We start from the raw sequence: 17972 nt of genomic DNA, 5'->3' as shown, positions 1-17972 counted from the left end.
TTAATTCTGGATCAGCCAACGCCCGCCTTTAGCCGGCCCTATACGCTGCAACTGGCCGCGGGCTTTCAGCTTGGCCAGCTGTTTTTCAATGGCCCTGCAGCTTAAGCCCAGTTGCAATGCCAGTTGCCGGGCACTGAGTCTGTTGTCTTTTTTCAGCTGCCGCACTATCTCATCTTCGGTGTCAAACCAGTTGCGTTGTATTTTTGGCGCCGGCTCTTCTGGCAAGGCCGCGCGAATGGCCACATGCAGCTGTTGCTGCAACCAGTCAGTCCACTCCTGTGCGGCGCCATCCTGCCACAATAATTTCTGGTATTCGGCCTGCTGTTTTTTCAGTTGTTGTTCCAGCGGCAGCTCGTACCAGGACGGATGCAACTGCCGCAGCATCAGTTTCAGCCACAGCAACGCCAGCAGCTGATTCCCTGCACTGAAAGGCTGCAATTGCATCCACTTCTGGTACTGGCTGGCTATGCCTGCCAGAGTGCGGGGAGCAGGCTGACCCCAACGCGCAAATAACTGCGGGATTTGTTCAGCGGCCGGTGCCTGAAACAGCAGCTTATGATCAGAGTACAAGGCGCAGCTTTGGCTTCTGAAATCCTGGCCTGGCACCAGCTCAGTTGCCAGTGTCCGCATCAGATTGCCGCTGTTGGCTGTGTCTGTTGGAGCCTGCAGGTACAGACGGGTCAGCCGCCCTGCCAGTTGCAATGACACGGGCAGTTTCTCCACTGCCACTTGCTGCCATAACTTCTTTTGCGCCATGCTGAATCGCTGTTGGTCCAGCGCCAGTGCATCAGCCGCCGCATCCATTCGTAACTGTTGTTTTTGCTCTGCAGTCAAACCAGCCCAGTGCTGCTGCCATCGGTTTTGTGCCAGTTGAAACTCACTTGCCATCCCGCATCCCCCGGTGTCTGTTCTTTCTTGTGCTGAAACTTGCTTTCCTGACCTTACTCATTAAGTATTAGTTCAGCTCTATCAAGAGCTTGCCGTAATGTCAACCCGAAGTCAGCCGTGGAGTTAATGTGCCCTACACTGTTTCCGAAGCCAGCCGGGCGTTAAACCGCAGTTTTGTTGTCAGCGGTCTGTTGTTGCTCTGCTGCATCCTGTTGTTTATCTGTTATGTCTGGGCCGAAAAAAAAATAGACCAGGCGAACGAGAGCCGGGCCACGTTTCCCCGATTAATCCAGGAGTTCCGGCAGTCGTCAGATGACCTGACCCGGATGGCACTCTTGTATATAGCCACGGCGGACCCCCGTTATAAAACCTATTACGATGAAATCCTTGCCATTCAGGATGGCTATGCCCCCCGGCCGGAGCAGCCGGTGTTTTGGGAGCTGCCACAATCGACGCAGGCGTGGCAGCTCAAAGGCCGTCGCCTGGCGCTGTTAACCCTGATGCAGGACGCTGGCTTTAGCGCGGACGAATTAAGCGCAGTGATGCTGGCAAAGAAACGGGCAGAAGAATTGATCCGGATCGAACGTCAGCAGATGAGCCAACTGGACATGCCCGGACTCGAACCGTCCGAGCGCCGGCAGGTGCAGCAGGACAGTTTATTCAGGCTGCTCTCTGATGAACAATTTCAGCTCAAAGCCAGTGTTATGCAACCTTTGGCCGACACCCAGACCAGGCTGGAACAACGGACCCGCCAGGCCGTCAGTGATGCCATGATGCAAGCCTTCTGGCTACGGCTGGCGTTTATTTCTGTCACATTGGTGTTGTGTATCACACTGTACCGCAGCCGGCAGCTGTACAGGCGCCTGCTTGGTGCCACCCCCTCTGAACTCAGCACCTTTTTGCAGCAATTTGGCCAACCCAAAACCAGTAAACCTTTGCGGGGCCAGCAGGTGCCACCAGGCAGTATTCTGGCATGTCTGGTGGACGCCGAAGCTCAGCAAATCCATCAGGAAGAACAACGACAACAGCTGATTGCAGAGCTTCAGCAGCAACAGCAATACCTGCGTGCCCTGTTTGACAGCCTGCCGCTGATGGTGTGGTTCAAAGATTTACAGGGGCGTTATCTGGCGGTCAACCGCCGGTTTGCCATGATGCTGCAACGGGACGTTGAGGAGATCCAGGGGAAATCGGACAGCGAATTGTTCGACCCTCAGCAGGCGCTGATGTATATCAGTCATGATAAAAATGTATTGCAGCAGGACCTGCCGGATCAGGTGTTGCGTCAGCTGATGATTGACGGCGAACCGCGTTGGCTGGATGTCTATAAAACCCCGGTCTACCTCAATGAACAAAGCCTGGGGGTAGTAGGCACAGCGCGGGACGTTACCACTGAGCACAATGCAGAAACTCAGCTGCGCCTCAGCGCCAGTGTGTTCACCCACGCCCGCGAAGGTATTATGATCACCGATCCGCACGGGGTGATCATTGACGTCAATCAGGCCTTTTGCCAAATCACAGGTTACAGTCCGGAACAGGCTAAAAACTGCACTCCCCGCCTGTTGAAATCCGACCGGCAGGATGAACACACATACCAGCATATGTGGCAGGTACTGCATGAACAGGGGTATTGGGCCGGTGAAGTCTGGAGCCGCAGGGCGAACAGCGAAGATTATATGCAAAGCCTGACCATGAGTGCAGTGCGGGACGAGCAGCAACAGGTGCGGCATTATGTCGGGCTGCTCAGCGATATCACTCAACAACACCAGCAACAACAGCAACTGGAAAAAATTGCTTTATTCGACCAGCTGACCGGTTTACCCAACCGCAATGCGCTGATCCAGCAATTACAACAGTTGCTGCAGATGCGGGATAAAGACGAGTGGCTGGCGATTGCTTATCTGGACCTGGACGGCTTTAAAGAAATTAATGACCGCCATGGCCATGCGACCGGCGATAAGCTGCTGTTGCAGGTCGCCCAAAGACTGCGTAAACAACTGGACCGCTATGAAACGCTGGCGCGTATCGGCGGAGATGAATTTGTCCTGCTGCTGCCAGCACTGACTGACCACAACCAGGGCTGTCAGCGTATTGAGCAGTTGTTGGCACAGATAGCCACACCAGTGCAGATAGACGACTGGATGCTGTCCGTTTCCGCCAGCATTGGCATTACCTTTGCGCCACAGCCCGAAGCCGTGGATGCAGAGCAATTGATCCGTCAGGCCGACCATGCGATGTACCAGGCTAAACAAGATGGCAAAAACCGTTATCAGTTATTTGATGTCGACAAAGCCCGCAGCATGCGTGGTCATCAGGAAACCCTGCAGGATATCCGTCAGGCGCTGGAACTGGAGCAGTTTGAGCTGTTTTATCAGCCCAAGGTGAATATGCGCAGCGGTGAGCTGATTGGTTCGGAAGCACTGATCCGTTGGCGCCACCCCGAACGAGGCCTGGTGCCGCCCGGTTTGTTTTTGCCTGCCATTGAACAGCACAGCCTGGGGGTGACTCTGGGCTATTGGGTGATGGAGCGGGCCATACGGCAACTGGCCGAATGGCAACAACAGGGCTGGGTCCTGCCGGTCAGCGTCAATATCTCGGCTTACCATTTACAGCAACCGGATTTCGTCAACCGGCTGCAGCAATTGCTACGCCGTTACCAGCAGGTCTCCCCTGCACTGTTGCAGCTGGAAATACTGGAAACCGGCGCATTAAACGATTTGGGCCATGTGCAGGCGGTGATGCAGGCCTGCTTGCGCGCCGGTGTCAGTTTTGCACTGGACGACTTTGGTACCGGGTATTCGTCGTTGACTTACCTGAAACGTTTACCGGCTCAGGTGCTGAAAATTGACCAGAGCTTTGTCCGCGACATGCTGACTGACCCGGATGATTTGGCTATTTTACGGGGCATTCTGGTGCTGGCTGCCGAGTTTAAACGGGATATTGTGGCTGAAGGGGTGGAAACCACGGAGCACGGCGAGGCGCTGCTGGCGCTTGGCTGTGAACTGGCCCAGGGGTATGGCATTGCCAGACCCATGCCAGCCGCCGATTTTGAGCACTGGCGCCATCACTGGCTACCGCCCGCCGAATGGCGCTGCACAGGCGCCCCCTGAACCAGAGGCGCTGTTCAGGCGCCCACTAAACTCTGGCCACACACCCGAAGCACCTGTGCATTACAGGCCTTGTTGTCCGGGCGCAGTAAAAAACAGACGGCATGAGCCACGTCCGATGGTTCGCCCGCCTGCCCCAACGAATTAAAACGCTGACCTATTTCGCGAATAAGCCAGGGCATTTTTTCCGTCATTTCAGTGCGGATAAAACCTGGCGCCACCGCATTAAACCTATGCATCGGGTAGGTGCGCGCCATGCGCTGGATATAACCACCCAATGCTGATTTGGCACTGGCATAATTGCACTGCCCACGTTGCCCGGCCAGGCCATTAATGGACGACAGACTGACAAAAGATGCGGCTGCAGCTAACTGGGCCGAGCCCAACAGCGCTTCATTCAGGCGGATTTGCGCATTTAAATTCAATTCCAGCACCAGTTGCCAGTCGGCCAGTGCCATATTCTTCAGGGTCTTGTCACGTGTCACCCCGGCGTTATGCACCACCAGATCCAGACTGAGGCGACGTTCTTGCAGCTGCGCCAGCAGTTGGGCAGGCGCCTCAGCACCGGTCAGGTCCAATGCAATGCTTTGCCCCCGCAACGATTGCATCACCGCGTCCAGCGCTGGCGCCGCCGCAGGTAAATCCAAGCCAACCACCAAAGCCCCTTCGGCAGCCAGCTGGCTGGCTATGGCTTTGCCAATGCCCCTGGCAGCACCTGTGACCAAGGCCGTTTTACCGGCCAGAGGCTGCACTGAACACTGCATTGGTGCCTGTGCTTCTTCCCCCAGCTTTAGCACCTGCCCACTGATATAGGCCGACGCCGGGCTTAAAAAAAACTGCACCGACGCACTGGCCGCAGGCCAATCCGTGCCGTACAGATCCAATAGATTCACCCGGCACGCTTTGGTACCCAGCTCTTTGGCCAGAGATCGGACAAAACCTGTCAGCGCCGACTGGCAGGCACTGTGGCTCGCACTTATGGCAGCCTGACTGTCTGACACCAGCAGGATCGGACTCTGGTTCTGCAGGACAGGCAACAACTGCTGCACCAAAACCAGCAGTGTTTGCAATTCATCCACCTGCTGGATCTGGCGGCAATCCAGCAACACAGCAACCAGCCCTGTTGTGGACTGCAGCGCTTTGGCGTTGTCAGGCTCAAGCAACCGCCAGGTGACCGGATCCATCTGGGGTAAATCGTTCAGCGCCAGCCGCTGCTGATGGCTGTAAAAACCATAGTCACCGGCCCTGAGCTCAGTGTTGGCCGAACGTTGTAATACCACAGGCGGACGCCGCCCCATCAGTTTGTACACCAAAGTTTCAAGCATGCTCAAACCCTAAGCGGAAAAATGGGCTTCAGCTTAACAGAATCCGTACAGGTCTGACGAGTGTGCGCTTCCCGAGTCAGTGCTGCAGCCAAGCCCCCATTCCATCCACAGGAAAAATCCCCTAGACTGCGGGCAAAAAAAGGATAAACGATGAAAAAAGTCATTCTGTGTGCCCTGGCTGCTGTGCTGGCCGGTTGTGCCGGTTCTTCCGGTATTCATCAGTCGAATCAATTTGCCAACAATGGCCTTGATCAGCGGGCAGCCCGCTTGCCTGCTACTTATCAGGCCAGCAGCATCCAAATCAAAACAGACTGGCTGACGCCGGAGCTGTTAGCGGGCATTGACCAACAACTGATTTACCTTGGCAAACCGTCAGTACCGGCCGACTACCAGCTGCCGGGTCTGTCACTCAGTAAAGCTCAGCTGCAACAAAGCCTGCTGCAACTCAAGCGGCAGGCGGAACTGGGGGCAGAGACCCGCATGACCGCCTGGCAACTGGCTGGCGAAGATGGCCGCGGCAATGTGCAATTCACCGGTTATTATGTGCCGGTTTTTCAGGTCAGCCGCACAGCCACTGCCCGCTACAAGTACCCGATTTACCGCAAGCCTGCAGGCCTGTCACCGCTGCCCACTCGCGAGCAGATAGACTTCGACGGTGCTTTACAAGGCATGCAACTGGAGCTGTTTTACAGTCCAAGCCTGGTGGATAACTTTTTTATGCAGGTGCAAGGCTCTGGTATGGTGCAGGACGAAACCGGCAGGCAGCACCTGCTGAGTTATGGAGGCGGTAACGGCCAGCCTTACCGCAGTCTGGGCAAAGTGCTGATCGAAATGGGGGAATACACACCAGAACAGATGTCGGCCAGCGCAATTAAAGACTGGTTAAGCCGCCATCCGGATCGTCAGCGTGAGCTGATGCGGCAAAACCCCAGTTACACTTTTTTCCAACAGGGACCGAGTCAACCGGTCGGCGCCGCCAACGTACCGCTGACGCCTTTGCATTCAATCGCAGTAGACCCGGCTTATATTCCGCTCGGTTCGGTGCTGTTGGCGCAAATTCCCGTGCTGGACAATAAAGGGCAGCTGCTGCGGCATCAGTATCAATTGCTGCTGGCTCAGGACAAAGGTGCCGCCATTAAAACTCCGGGCCGGATCGATTTATATCAGGGCATTGGGGAGCAGGCGCAGCACCGTGCCGATGCATTGAAGCACTATGGCAAAATCTGGTTATTAACCGGCCCCAATTAAGGCCGGGCCGAAGCGAGGCCCCTTGCGGGGCCCTGCTGTCACACTTTAAACCGGGTCACCAGTCCATTCAGATCCACAGCCAGCCGTGACAACTCATGGGCAGAGGCACTGGTCTGGTTGGCACCTGCTGCCGTTTGAGCGGCCAGGTCGCTGATATTGACAATGTTGCGGTCAATCTCCCGCGCCACTTTGGCCTGTTCTTCTGCGGCCGATGCAATCACCAGATTGCTGTCACTGATTTTATTGATACGTTCGGTGATCACCGACAACGCATCGCCGGCGGCCCGGGCAACCTGCAGCGCCTGTGCTGCCTTTTCCGCACTGTGCTGCATGGAACTGACCGCATCATTGGTCCCTCCGCGGATCCTGGCTATCATTGCTTCAATTTCTTTGGTCGATACCTGGGTACGATGAGCCAAAGCCCGCACTTCATCGGCCACCACCGCAAAACCGCGGCCCGCTTCACCGGCCCTGGCCGCTTCAATAGCGGCATTCAGCGCCAGCAGGTTGGTTTGTTCAGCAATGGCGCGGATAACATCCAGCACCTTGCCTATATCCTGCGCCTGCACAGCAAGCTCCTTCACCAGGGCGGATGTCTGTGCAACGTCTTCATTCATCAGGCCGATGGCACTGGCTGTTTCATTGACCTGACGCTGTCCCTGCTGCGCCAACCGGGCCGACTCACTGGAGTCTTCTGCGGTCTGAGTGGCCGTCGCAGCCACTTCATCCACCGCTGAACTCATTTCAGTAATGGCGGTGGCCGCCTGCTGAATTTCATCATTTTGTTGCTGCAGCCCTCGGCTGGAATCTTCAGTCACCGAGTTCAGCTCTTCCGACGCTGAGGCCAGCTGAGCCGACGATGAACGGATATGCGACAACGCATCCCGCAGGTTCTGCTGCATTTTGTGTAATGCCGCCATCAGCTGCGTGGCTTCATCTTTCCCTTCCGTCCTGATCGTTTGGGTTAAATCACCTTCAGCGACCACTGCCGCCGCCTCAACAGCCTGCAGCATGGGTTTGTTAATGCTGCCCGTCAGAGCCGTGGCAATCACTGTTGCCAACAACAGTGCCACAACGATCGCCACGATGATCAGCAGGCGCGCATTGCTGAAATTAGCCGCCGAGATGTCAGTTTGCTCAGTGGCATGGGTGCTGTTCAGAGTGCTCAGCGCAAGCAGCGCTTTGGTCATCCGGTCCGAGTGACCGGACAGTTCCTCATTGCTGATCCTGATAGCCTCAGTTCGGTTTCCTGACAGCACCTGTTCAATCAGCCGTTGCTGGCCGTTCATATAGGCCTGCCTGGCTTCGTGAAATTCATCGTACAGAGCTTGCTCTCCGTCCAGCGAAATCAATTGTTGATAACGTTTTTCTTCATCGGCCACTTCAGCTTTAATAGACTCCAGCATGGCCAGATTCTGTTGTTGCTGTTCAGGCGTTTCCGAGAGCATCAACCTGAAGGTAAAGATCCGCACCCGCATCATATGGGTATTCAGTCCGGACAGCGCATTCAGCGTGGGGATAACATTGCTTTCAATTTCTTCCGCTGTATGACGCATCTGGCTCATATTCACCAGCGCCAGGCTGCCCTGTAACAGCACCAGTAAGCCCAGAATAGCAAAACCCCCGATCAAACGGGCCCCAATCCTGAATTGTCGTAACCACATCAGTGTGTCTCCTTTATCGCATTTTCATGGCTATAACATTAATGCAACGTCAGGCAAGTGCAACCCTGAATGGGTTAACAGCAGAACAGCTGCAGGCGCAATTCTTGCCACAACTGATGCTGTGAGGCGCGCAGCGCTGGCAGTTCCGTGGGTACGAGCAGGGTAAATCTGAGTGATTGTCCGCTGCGTCGCTGGGACAGACAGGCGGCATCCAGTGGAAGTATCGCACCGGGTTTGGGATACCCCCCCAGGGTCTGGCGGTCATTCAGCAACACAATAGGGTGACCATCCGGCGGGCACTGCACCGCACCATAGACAGTCCCTTCAGACCAGAGTGGCATGGCCGGCAACAGCAAGGGTTGCGGCGCTGTCAGCCGGTACCCCATCCGGTCAGCGGCTGCACTGATGGTATAACTTTGTTCCATCAGTTGTTGCCATTGGCTCTGGCTGAACAGATCGGCCTGAAATCCGGGGATCAGCCTCAGGGTTAAAGGCGCAGTGTAATCAGGCCACAGCGAACGGGGTAACCCATAGCAGCCTGGCAGAAGCCGGGCTTTGACCGGTAAAAACTGCCCGGCCTGCAGCGGCTTGCCAGCAATGCCACCCACACCTTCACGCAGCACTGTGCTGTTGCTGCCAAGCACCTTGGGCAGCCGGATCCCCCCTGCCACCGCCAGATAGCTTCGGACACCGGTTCGTGCCATGCCAAAGTGCAGCCGCTGCCCGGCTTGAATACGATGGCTGCGCCACCAGGCTAAAGGCGCGTCGTCACACCAAAGCGGCAATTCTGCACCTGTCACTGCGATCACCATGTTTTGCAATGCCTGAAGCTGCAAGCCACCCAAGGTGATTTCCAGCTGGCAGCTGGATTGCTGCTCCAGCAGTACATCTGCAACCTGATACGCAAAGCTGTCCGCAGCGCCACCTTGGGTCAGGCCGTAACGGGCACCGCCGACACGGCCAGCATCCTGCAAAGTGGTCAGAATGCCTGCGTGCTCTACCACAAAGCCGCTCATTTCAACACCCAGTCACGGGGTCCACCCAAGGCGAAAAATTCCTGCTGGCTGATGGCATAAAACCTGACTTCGTCGCCATGGCTAAAAGGCATGGCTTCATCCTGGCCTGCCCGCTGTGGCTGAAACAGCGGCACTGGACAAAGCCCAAGCAAATTCCAGCCTCCGGGTGATACCGCCGGATACACAGCTGTCTGCTGCTCGGCAATGGCCACAGCGCCTTTCGGAACCTGGGCTCTGGGTGTAGCCCGTCTTGGCATTCGCAGTGGTTGTGGCAATTGGCCCAGGTAAGCAAAACCCGGTGCAAAACCAATGGCGTACACCAGATACCGCTGGCTCTGATGCAGCGCCTTCACCTGCGGCACAGTCAGGCCGGTAAAGGCGCTGACCTCGACTAAATCCAGCGGACCGCCGTCAAGCTCGTCGCCATAACAGACAGGCAATTCAATCAACCGCCCGGTGGATATTGCCTGATGCCTGACAGGCGTCAGTGTTTTTGGCAAACCGGCTATAAATTCCAAAGGATCCAACAGGGCAGGATTCAGCTGAACAAGCAAAGAGTGGTAACTGGGCTGCGTTTCGGTAATGGCGTCGGCATAGCGGTCACGCAGTTGCTGACAGAAAACGTGCAGCGTATGCAGGCATTCAGGGCCTGGCCTTTGCTGCAGGTAAAGCATCACCGCCGCTTCGCCCGCCAGACAGGCCTTCAGTTCAATCACGGCAAAGGCTCTGACGGATCTGTTGCAACATGGCCAGAGCAGCAGGGGTGTCGCCATGCACGCAGAGGCTGTCAGCCTGCAAGCTCATTTTGCTGCCATCCGACGCTTCGACCTGCCCTTGGGTTAACAGCAACTGTACCTGGGAAAGCGCCTGCTGTTCAGTGAGCACGGCGCCGGGCTGACTGCGTGGTGTCAGGCTGCCATCGGCCTGATAACGGCGGTCGGCAAAAGCTTCAAAGTAGAGCCTGAGCCCAAGCTGATCCGCCTGTTGCTGATAGCTGTCTCTGTGGCTGTCACTCAGCAGCATCAGGGCCGGTTGGCTGTGATACGCCGCCACAGCGGTCATCACCGTTTGCAGCAGCGGCGGCGAGCGCATCATATCGTTGTACAAAGCGCCATGGGGTTTGACATAACTGACCCTGCTACCGAGGCTACGGGCAACCCCGTCGACAGCCGCGATCTGGTACCAGAGCAAATCTCTGAGTTCATCCGCAGCCATAGCCACGGAACGGCGGCCAAAACCAGCTTTATCGTCATAACTGGGGTGCGCACCAATTTCCACCTGATGCACTACCGCCAGCTCCAGCGTTTTTCGCAGCACGGACGGGTCTCCGGCATGAAAGCCGCAGGCGATATTGGCCTGATCAATCAACGGCATAACGGCCTCATCCTGACCAAGCCGGTACAGGGAAAAACTTTCGCCCAGGTCGCAGTTCAGTTTCAGCATGCTGTATTGGTTTCGGTTTAGACAGGCTGCTGACGCAACAGCTGATTTAACTTCACGACCGGGTAACCACAGGACAGTGCCAGCCCGGCAATCAGCAGTACTGCCGCATAGAGATAAGGTAAGGTCAAAGGCATCTCATTCACCGGGTAATACGCAACAAGGGCACCAACGGCTATACCGACCAGCACCACCAATAAGGGGATCAGCACCAGCAGGATCTTCAGCGTCGTCATCTCACGGTTCCATTGAATTTTATCCAGTGCTCTGCCCGGCTTTAAATTTTTCGTTTTCATCGTAATCTCCTTTTTTCACACCTTAATCAAGCACTTCGCTAAAAGCAATAATCCACGGGGAATGAACACTGCCTGACTACACGCCTTCCCCGCCACATGGCCGTGAAATGGCCGGTGGAACCATAAAACCCGCACCTTTTCGCAGTGCTTGTGGACACCAGCTGTGTTTGGCGCCGGGCTCCGGGGCTGTTGAATTCATCAGGCCGCAGCCCCATAACCATCAAAGGCAATCCGCCATCCCTGACTGAAGGTTTATCATGGCTTTACATCTTCCTGCACTGGTGACTGTGCTGGCACTTTTATTCTTTGTTTACAGCGTTCTGGCTGTTGGTGCGGCGCGCAGGAAATATGGCGTCGCAGCGCCTGCGACCACAGGCCATGCCGCATTTGAGCTGGTGTACCGGGTGCAGATGAATACACTGGAGCAGCTGGTGTTGTTTTTACCTGCACTTTGGTTATTCAGTCACTATGTCAGTCCACTCTGGGCCGGGTTGTTGGGGTTCGTCTGGTTAGCGGGTCGGGTCTTGTATGCTGTCAGTTATATGAAGAACCCAAAAAGCCGGGGCCCTGGGTTTATCATAAGTTTTATCGCCTCAATGTTACTGCTCCTGGGGACTGCTGTCGCTGCAGTGCTGCGTATGATGGCGGGTTTATAAATCATGAGCAGCACATCCCTCGTGACTGAAGCACAGCCTGACGTGGTGGTTCCTGCCAAAAAAATGGGCCCACTGTTAAGCTTGCTGCCTTTTTTAACCCCTTACGCCGGCCGCTGGGTCCTGACTTTTATTGCTTTAACTGTCGCCGCCATCGCCACTCTGACCTTGCCTGTGGCGTTTCGTTATCTGATTGATGCCGGGTTTTCCAGTGATCAGGCAGGCCATATCGACCAGTACTTTCTGGCCTTGTTTGGCCTTTCTGTGGTGCTGGCTGTCGCGACAGCGCTGCGGTTTTATTATGTGTCCTGGCTGGGTGAACGGGTCACGGCGGATGTGCGCAGCGCCGTGTATGCCCACGTGGTGAAAATGAGCCCGCAGTTTTTTGAACTGACCAAAACCGGCGAAGTCTTGTCACGCCTGACCACAGACACCACCTTAATTCAGGCTGTGGTCGGCACCAGTTTGTCGATGGGTTTGCGCAACAGCTTTTTGTTACTCGGCGGTCTGGTGATGCTCTTTGTCACCAGTGCCACCTTAGCCGCTTATATTCTGCTGACCTTAGTGCTGGTGATTGTGCCGATTTTCTTAGTGGGCCGCACAGTTCGCAAATTATCGCGCGACAGTCAGGACCGTATTGCCAATGCCAGCGCTGTGGCCGGTGAAGTGTTAAACGCGATTCCCACAGTGCAGTCGTACCGGCAGGAACAGCGTGAAACGGAGCGTTTTACCGCTGCGGTCGAAACGGCTTTTACCACCGCTTTATCCCGTATTCGCGCCCGCTCCGTGCTGACGCTGGTCGCTATCATACTGGTATTTGGTGCCATCTCTTTTGTGCTGTGGTTAGGGGCCCAGGCGGTGCTGGCCAATGAAATGACAGGCGGCGAGTTATCGCAGTTTATTCTGTATGCGGTATTAACAGCAGGAGCTATTGGTGCTGTTGCCGAGGTCTGGGGCGACTTACAGCGCGCTGCCGGTGCGGCCGAGCGCTTAATGCAACTGCTGAATGTACAGTCCCCTGTGGTGGAAAAAGCCGACCCTCTGCCGTTGATTGTGCCTGAACATCATCTGGCCGGCAGCGGCATTGAGTTTAACGCGGTGAATTTCAGCTACCCGGCCCGGCCCGACACTTTGGCCTTAAAAGACTTTTCGCTGCAAATCAGACCCGGTGAACATATCGCCCTGGTAGGTCCTTCGGGCGCTGGCAAAACCACCTTGTTCCAGTTACTGCTGCGTTTTTACGACCCACAAAGTGGCCAGGTGAAGTTTAACGGCACAGATTTAAAAGATGTACGTTTAACGGATGCCCGTCAGCCTTTTGGCATCGTACTGCAGGATACTGTGATTTTTGCAGGCTCTGTGCTGGAGAATATCCGGTATGCCCGCCCTGACGCGTCTGAGCAAGAAGTACAGGATGCAGCAAAAATGGCAGCAGCCCATGACTTTATTTCGGCCTTGCCTGAAGGCTATAACACCTATTTAGGCGAACGGGGTGTGCGGTTATCCGGTGGTCAGCGCCAGCGTATTTCCATAGCACGCGCCATCTTAAGTAACCCGTCGGTGTTATTGCTGGATGAAGCCACCAGTGCCTTGGACGCTGAAAGTGAACGCCAGGTGCAGCAGGCGCTGAATAACGCGGCGCAAAACCGTACTACCCTGGTAATAGCGCACCGGCTGGCGACCGTGCTGGCGGCCGACCGCATAGTGGTACTGGACGCCGGCCACATGGTGGCACAGGGCACTCATAGCGAACTGCTGCAAAGCAGTGAGCTCTATGCCCGTTTGGCCGCTTTGCAGTTTAGTCATTAGCGTTAGTGAGTCACAGTCATCTGGCCAGATGGCGCTGGTTAATACCCCAGCGCGCTACTGTGACTGGCTTGTGGTGTGGCCGGCTTCCTGCTGAAACGGGCTTTCAACTTACGCTTGGCCGTTTCCAGGCTATCGTAGAAAGTTGGCACCACCAGCAAGGTCAGGATGGTGGATGTAATGACGCCCCCAATGACGGCGATCCCCAAAGGTTTGTAAAAGGCGGAACCTTCACCAAAGCCGATAGCAACCGGCAGCATACCTGCCACCAGTGCAAAGGTGGTCATCAGAATGGGCCGCAGGCGTTCGCGGCCAGCCATCACCAGAGACTCGTCCAGACTATAGCCTTCGGCTTCCTTTTTACGGGCGCAGTCAATCAACAGAATGGCGTTTTTCACGACTATGCCCATCAGCATTACCACCCCAATCAGACTCATCAGGTTCAGGGTGGAACCGGCAATCAACAGCGCCAGCACCACGCCGATCAATGACAATGGCAACGACATCATAATAGAGACAGGTGCCAGGAAGCTGTGGAACTGCACCACTAAAATCAGGTACATCAGCAACACCGCCAACCCCAGAGCCGACAGAATACCGCCAAAGACTTCTTCCTGGTCCCGGCTCTGACCGCCACGAATCACGTCATAACCCGGTGGAAACGGAATTTGTTTCAGCAGTTTACGTGCATCGGCGTCCACTTCACCAAAACTGCGGCCCTGCACGTTCGCACTGACCGCCATCATACTTTCGCGGTCTAAGTGCTCAATCACGGCCGGGCCTTTGCCCACAGTCACTGTGGCCACCTGCTCCAGCGGGATCATGGCCCCAGTTCTGCTGGACAGCAGCGGCAAACGTTCCAGATCCTGCACTGTCATACGCTCTTCTGGCCGGATGCGCACATACACATTACGGGTTTCACCGGTTGGATCTATCCAATCCCCAATTTCAGCACCGGCAAAGGCCAGACGTAATGCATTGGTGGCGTCCCCCATCGACAAGCCCAAACTGGATGCCAGGCCGCGGTTAAATTCAATTTGCAGTTCAGGTTTTGGATCCTGAGCAGACAAACCGACGTCCACTGCACCTGGTACAGTTTTTAATTTGCCGACAAAATCCATCACCAGCGCTTCCAGCACTTTGCTGTCCGGGCCACGGAACTGGATTTGCAATGGCTTGCCATCCCCGCCGCCCCCGTTCAGATCAGCTGACACTGAATATTCAGCACCCACCAGGGTTTTTATTTTGCTGCGCAGTTCAGCCGCAATTTCACGCGACGAACGGTCTCGCTCGTATTCTTTTTTCAGCCGGACAAAAATCTGCGCTCTGGTGATATTCCCCGAAGTGCCCACTGTGGTCTGAGTGTACTGAGTTTCCGGCAAGGCTCTGGCCATAGCGGCTGCCTGTTCGGCCTTAATGCTGGTGTAATCCAGGCTGGCTTCAGACGGTGCCCGCACCGAAATCATCACACCGCCATCATCGGTTTCCGGCATAAAACCAAAACCGCCAAATTTGCCCTGCACCACTAAGGCCCCAAAGAAGGCAACAAACGCCAGCAGCCACATGGATTTGCGATGCCCCAAGGCCCAGCGGATCACCCGGGAATAGCCTTCGGCCTGGCGGTCAAACCAAAGATTAAACTTTTGCAGCACAGCGCCCATACCGCGGCGTTTGGCATTTTTATCGTGATCCGGGTCATGCCAGTAAGCCGACATCATCGGGTCCAGCGTAAAAGAGATAAACAACGAAACCAGCACCGAGCACGCAACCGTCAGCGCAAAAGGTTTAAACCACTGGCCGGTAATGCCGTCGATAAAAGCGATAGGAATAAACACCGCAATAATGGACATGGTTGTGGCGATGACCGCCATGCCAATTTCTTTGGTGCCGTCACGCGCTGCTGTCATATTGTCTTTGCCCATTTCCATATGGCGCACAATGTTTTCCCGCACGACGATGGCATCGTCAATCAGAATACCTATGGCCAGAGACAACCCCAGCAAGGTCATAAAATTCAGCGTAAAACCGCAAGCCCAGACCGCTATAAAAGACGCCAGTACCGAGGTGGGCAGCGCCAGTGAGGTGATCAGGGTGGACCGCCAGCTGTTTAAAAACACAAAAACCGTCACTATGGTCAGCAAGGCCCCAACCGACAAAGCTTCGGTGACATTGCGCATACTGGCAGACACATCTTCACCGGAGTCACGCACCACCACCAGCTCAAAGTCGGCCGGTAAGGTTTTTTTCAGCGCTTCCAGTTTGGCTTTAATTTCGTTGGTCACGGCAATGGTCGAGGCATCCCGGGCTTTCACCACATTAATGCCAAGCGAAGCCACCCCATTAAAAATGGAGATGCGGCGCTGTTCAGCGGCCCCATCCACTACATCGGCGACCTGGGCTAAACGAATGGCCTGGTCGCCATTGCGTTTGACCACCATCTGTTCAAATTCACGCACGTCACGCAGCCGGCCCTGAATACGAATGCCCTGCTCCTGCATGCCATTGACCACCCGGCCGACCGGTGCGGCAATATTCTGTGCCCTTAATGCATTCACCACTTCCATCGCCGAGACGTTTGCTTCTCGCATGGCGTTGGAGTTGAGGAAAATGGTCATTTCCCGCTCTTTTTCACCTTCCAGGTTGACCAGCGCCACCCCTGGCACAGCCCGGATTTCCCGGGCTATCTGGTGTTCAGCAATTTGCGACAGCTCTATCGCATCAATGGAAGTCGCCGACAGTGCCAAGGATAAAATGGGCATCGCATTCGGGTCTTCACGCCGCAAAAACGGCTCTTTCATTTCGGTTGGCAGTTTATCCCGCACCACCGCCACGGCGTCGCGCAGTTCCTGCGACGCTTCAATCAGATCTTTATCAAACTCAAAAATAGCGACAATCACCGCGTTGGAATCGCGTGCATAGGAGCGCAGCTCCCGCATGCCAGTAATAGTCGCCATCGAGTCTTCGACCCGGTTGAGAATTTCCCGTTCCACTGTTTCAGGCGACGCGCCAGGGTATGGAATGGTCATCACCAGCACAGGTGGCTGCACATCCGGAAACTGGTTGGTTTTTAAGTTGGTCATTGCAAAGTAACCAAACAGCATCATGGCCAGCGTCACCGCCACCACCACCATAGGGCGTTTTATACTGAAATCGGATAAAAACATGGCTTATACCCCTGAACCAGACTGAGCCGCAGTTTGGCTGGCGGCACCGGACGCGGGCACCAGTTCAGCTTTAGCCCCTTCTTTTAACGCCCCCTGGGGATGACGCAGCACAGTGGCACCAGCGCTGATGCCAGAGAGAATTTGTTGAGTGCCCAGACGCATGTCCTGTTCACCCAGCTCCACCGGCACTTTGTTCAGCTGGTTGTCTTTCAGTTGCCACAGATAGGCATGGTCACCTTCTTTCACCAAAGCCGACTGCGGCACCATCAGTGCCTGGCGGTTATCCGACTCGATATGGCCTTCGGCATACAGACCAGCCACCAGAGGTTCGGCGGTTTTTTCCATCTGTACCAGAATTTGTACCTGCCGGGTGTTTTCATTGGCCAGCGGATTAATACGTTCGACTGTGCCCGTGAAAAATTTGCCCTGGTAGCCATTCACTTTAAAGCGGACCTGCTGACCCATCTTCACCTGGCCTACCCGGTCGGCAGCAATAAAGCCCTCAAAACGGATACTGGCCGGGTCAATCAACAGCATCAGGCTTTTCCCCACCTGCGCTGTGTCACCGGCTGAGGCATACCGCTGCGCCACCACTCCGGAAAATGGCGCACGCACCTCTGTTTTTTCCAGCTGCTGACGGGCTTCGACCAGCCGCGCTTTCGCGGACGCCAGGTCTGACTGCGACTGATTGGCTTTGTTTTCGGCGGATTCCAGCCCTTCCTGCGTGACCAGATTCTGTTTGGACAGGGACTGCATACGTTTGAGCTGACGATTGGCCTGCGCCAGGCTGACTTCAGCAGAGCGCACCGCTTCCTGGGCAGACAGCAATTTGTCGCGATAAATGGTGGGGTCTAATTTCACCAGCACATCGCCGGCCTGCACTGCATCGCCATTGTCTTTCAGCACTTGCATGACGATGCCTGACACTTCGGCGTTCAACGCCGCTTTGGTCACCGGCTGCAACGAGCCGGAAATGACCGGGCCTAAGGCCAGCTGTGCCTGTGTCAGTTGCAATAAGTCCTGACTGACCAGCTGCAGTGGCAGTTCTGCTTCGGTCGCTGCCGGTGACGCTGTTGGCTTGGAGCACGCCGCCAGGGTGCAGGTTAACGCCAGTGTCAGCGCAGAGAGTGTTAATTTTTTCATTATCAGTACCCAACCCGAATTTAAAACCTTTTTTATTGCCTGCACTATAAATCAGTGGCCCATTACAAACCTCGGAAATAAGTTACAAGTTGTAACCAGGAGATCCACTGTGACTGCTGAATAAATACTCAACAGATCAGTCAGATAGACTGATTATGGCTGGCAACCTCCGGCGGCTTCAGGCAAACTGCTGGCAAAACAAAAAATCAAGGAGCAACAGATGGC

At 55.3% G+C, this 17972-nt stretch carries 13 protein-coding genes; 4 read left to right on the top strand and 9 right to left on the bottom strand.

Going from position 1 to position 17972, the window contains the following annotated elements; translation table 11 throughout:
• Nucleotides 1–888 (bottom strand): HTH domain-containing protein, encoded by an 888-nt coding sequence (locus tag WKJ04_RS05005; RefSeq protein WP_337879395.1) that lies wholly within the window; start codon nucleotides 886–888, stop codon nucleotides 1–3.
• A gap of 128 nt (nucleotides 889–1016) precedes the next feature.
• Here WKJ04_RS05005 and WKJ04_RS05000 point away from each other — a divergent pair, with 128 nt between their 5' ends.
• Nucleotides 1017–3995: an EAL domain-containing protein gene (locus WKJ04_RS05000; RefSeq protein WP_337879394.1), complete on the top strand. Its 2979-nt coding sequence runs from the start codon at nucleotides 1017–1019 to the stop codon at nucleotides 3993–3995.
• 14 nt (nucleotides 3996–4009) lie between these two features.
• On the opposite strand, the gene WKJ04_RS04995 is transcribed toward WKJ04_RS05000, so the two are convergent.
• A complete protein-coding gene (locus tag WKJ04_RS04995; protein WP_337879393.1) occupies nucleotides 4010–5317 on the bottom strand; it encodes an SDR family oxidoreductase in 1308 nt (435 codons plus the stop codon).
• A 150-nt stretch (nucleotides 5318–5467) separates the two neighbouring features.
• On the opposite strand from WKJ04_RS04995, the gene mltA reads away from it, so the two are divergent.
• A complete protein-coding gene (gene mltA / locus WKJ04_RS04990) occupies nucleotides 5468–6565 on the top strand; it encodes a murein transglycosylase A (RefSeq protein ID WP_337879392.1) in 1098 nt (365 codons plus the stop codon).
• Between the two features lie 38 nt (nucleotides 6566–6603).
• Here the strand turns inward: mltA and WKJ04_RS04985 are convergent, their stop codons facing one another.
• From WKJ04_RS04985 to WKJ04_RS04965, 5 genes are all read right to left on the bottom strand, one after another.
• The gene (locus WKJ04_RS04985) at nucleotides 6604–8229 is read right to left on the bottom strand and encodes a methyl-accepting chemotaxis protein (protein ID WP_337879391.1); all 1626 of its coding nucleotides are present in this window, start codon (nucleotides 8227–8229) and stop codon (nucleotides 6604–6606) included.
• Between the two features lie 74 nt (nucleotides 8230–8303).
• Complete coding sequence (locus tag WKJ04_RS04980; RefSeq protein WP_337879390.1) at nucleotides 8304–9245, bottom strand: biotin-dependent carboxyltransferase family protein; 942 nt, start codon at nucleotides 9243–9245, stop codon at nucleotides 8304–8306.
• On the bottom strand, nucleotides 9242–9961 hold the full coding sequence (pxpB, locus tag WKJ04_RS04975) for a 5-oxoprolinase subunit PxpB (protein WP_337879389.1): 720 nt from the start codon (nucleotides 9959–9961) through the stop codon (nucleotides 9242–9244). Before pxpB ends, WKJ04_RS04980 begins: the two co-directional genes overlap by 4 nt.
• Complete coding sequence (locus WKJ04_RS04970; protein WP_337879388.1) at nucleotides 9954–10688, bottom strand: 5-oxoprolinase subunit PxpA; 735 nt, start codon at nucleotides 10686–10688, stop codon at nucleotides 9954–9956. Before WKJ04_RS04970 ends, pxpB begins: the two co-directional genes overlap by 8 nt.
• A gap of 17 nt (nucleotides 10689–10705) precedes the next feature.
• Complete coding sequence (locus WKJ04_RS04965; RefSeq protein WP_337879387.1) at nucleotides 10706–10981, bottom strand: hypothetical protein; 276 nt, start codon at nucleotides 10979–10981, stop codon at nucleotides 10706–10708.
• Between the two features lie 257 nt (nucleotides 10982–11238).
• Between WKJ04_RS04965 and WKJ04_RS04960 the strand changes: the two genes are divergently transcribed.
• Entirely contained in the window at nucleotides 11239–11637 is a 399-nt protein-coding gene (locus tag WKJ04_RS04960) for an MAPEG family protein (protein ID WP_337879386.1), read from the top strand.
• 3 nt (nucleotides 11638–11640) lie between these two features.
• The gene (locus WKJ04_RS04955) at nucleotides 11641–13443 is read left to right on the top strand and encodes an ABC transporter transmembrane domain-containing protein (RefSeq protein WP_337879385.1); all 1803 of its coding nucleotides are present in this window, start codon (nucleotides 11641–11643) and stop codon (nucleotides 13441–13443) included.
• Between the two features lie 38 nt (nucleotides 13444–13481).
• Here the strand turns inward: WKJ04_RS04955 and WKJ04_RS04950 are convergent, their stop codons facing one another.
• Nucleotides 13482–16604 (bottom strand): efflux RND transporter permease subunit, encoded by a 3123-nt coding sequence (locus tag WKJ04_RS04950; RefSeq protein ID WP_337879384.1) that lies wholly within the window; start codon nucleotides 16602–16604, stop codon nucleotides 13482–13484.
• A 3-nt stretch (nucleotides 16605–16607) separates the two neighbouring features.
• Nucleotides 16608–17747, bottom strand: coding sequence for an efflux RND transporter periplasmic adaptor subunit (locus WKJ04_RS04945; protein ID WP_337879383.1), 1140 nt, complete (start codon nucleotides 17745–17747; stop codon nucleotides 16608–16610).
• Between the last annotated feature and the right edge of the window lie 225 nt (nucleotides 17748–17972).

Origin of the sequence: Rheinheimera sp. (genome assembly GCF_037442345.1) — a bacterium.
In the GTDB taxonomy this organism is placed as follows: domain Bacteria; phylum Pseudomonadota; class Gammaproteobacteria; order Enterobacterales; family Alteromonadaceae; genus Pararheinheimera.
This window is presented reverse-complemented; position numbering and strand designations above follow the sequence as displayed.

What these genes read in the sequence shown, in the direction of transcription:
- WKJ04_RS04950 (WP_337879384.1), bottom strand. Translation starts at nt 16,604, where the DNA reads ATGTTTTTATCCGATTTCAGTATAAAACGCCCTATGGTGGTGGTGGCG.
- WKJ04_RS04980 (WP_337879390.1), bottom strand. Translation starts at nt 9,245, where the DNA reads ATGAGCGGCTTTGTGGTAGAGCACGCAGGCATTCTGACCACTTTGCAG.
- WKJ04_RS05005 (WP_337879395.1), bottom strand. Translation starts at nt 888, where the DNA reads ATGGCAAGTGAGTTTCAACTGGCACAAAACCGATGGCAGCAGCACTGG.
- mltA (WP_337879392.1), top strand. Translation starts at nt 5,468, where the DNA reads ATGAAAAAAGTCATTCTGTGTGCCCTGGCTGCTGTGCTGGCCGGTTGT.
- WKJ04_RS04995 (WP_337879393.1), bottom strand. Translation starts at nt 5,317, where the DNA reads ATGCTTGAAACTTTGGTGTACAAACTGATGGGGCGGCGTCCGCCTGTG.
- WKJ04_RS04945 (WP_337879383.1), bottom strand. Translation starts at nt 17,747, where the DNA reads ATGAAAAAATTAACACTCTCTGCGCTGACACTGGCGTTAACCTGCACC.
- WKJ04_RS04965 (WP_337879387.1), bottom strand. Translation starts at nt 10,981, where the DNA reads ATGAAAACGAAAAATTTAAAGCCGGGCAGAGCACTGGATAAAATTCAA.
- WKJ04_RS04985 (WP_337879391.1), bottom strand. Translation starts at nt 8,229, where the DNA reads ATGTGGTTACGACAATTCAGGATTGGGGCCCGTTTGATCGGGGGTTTT.
- WKJ04_RS04955 (WP_337879385.1), top strand. Translation starts at nt 11,641, where the DNA reads ATGAGCAGCACATCCCTCGTGACTGAAGCACAGCCTGACGTGGTGGTT.
- WKJ04_RS04970 (WP_337879388.1), bottom strand. Translation starts at nt 10,688, where the DNA reads ATGCTGAAACTGAACTGCGACCTGGGCGAAAGTTTTTCCCTGTACCGG.
- WKJ04_RS04960 (WP_337879386.1), top strand. Translation starts at nt 11,239, where the DNA reads ATGGCTTTACATCTTCCTGCACTGGTGACTGTGCTGGCACTTTTATTC.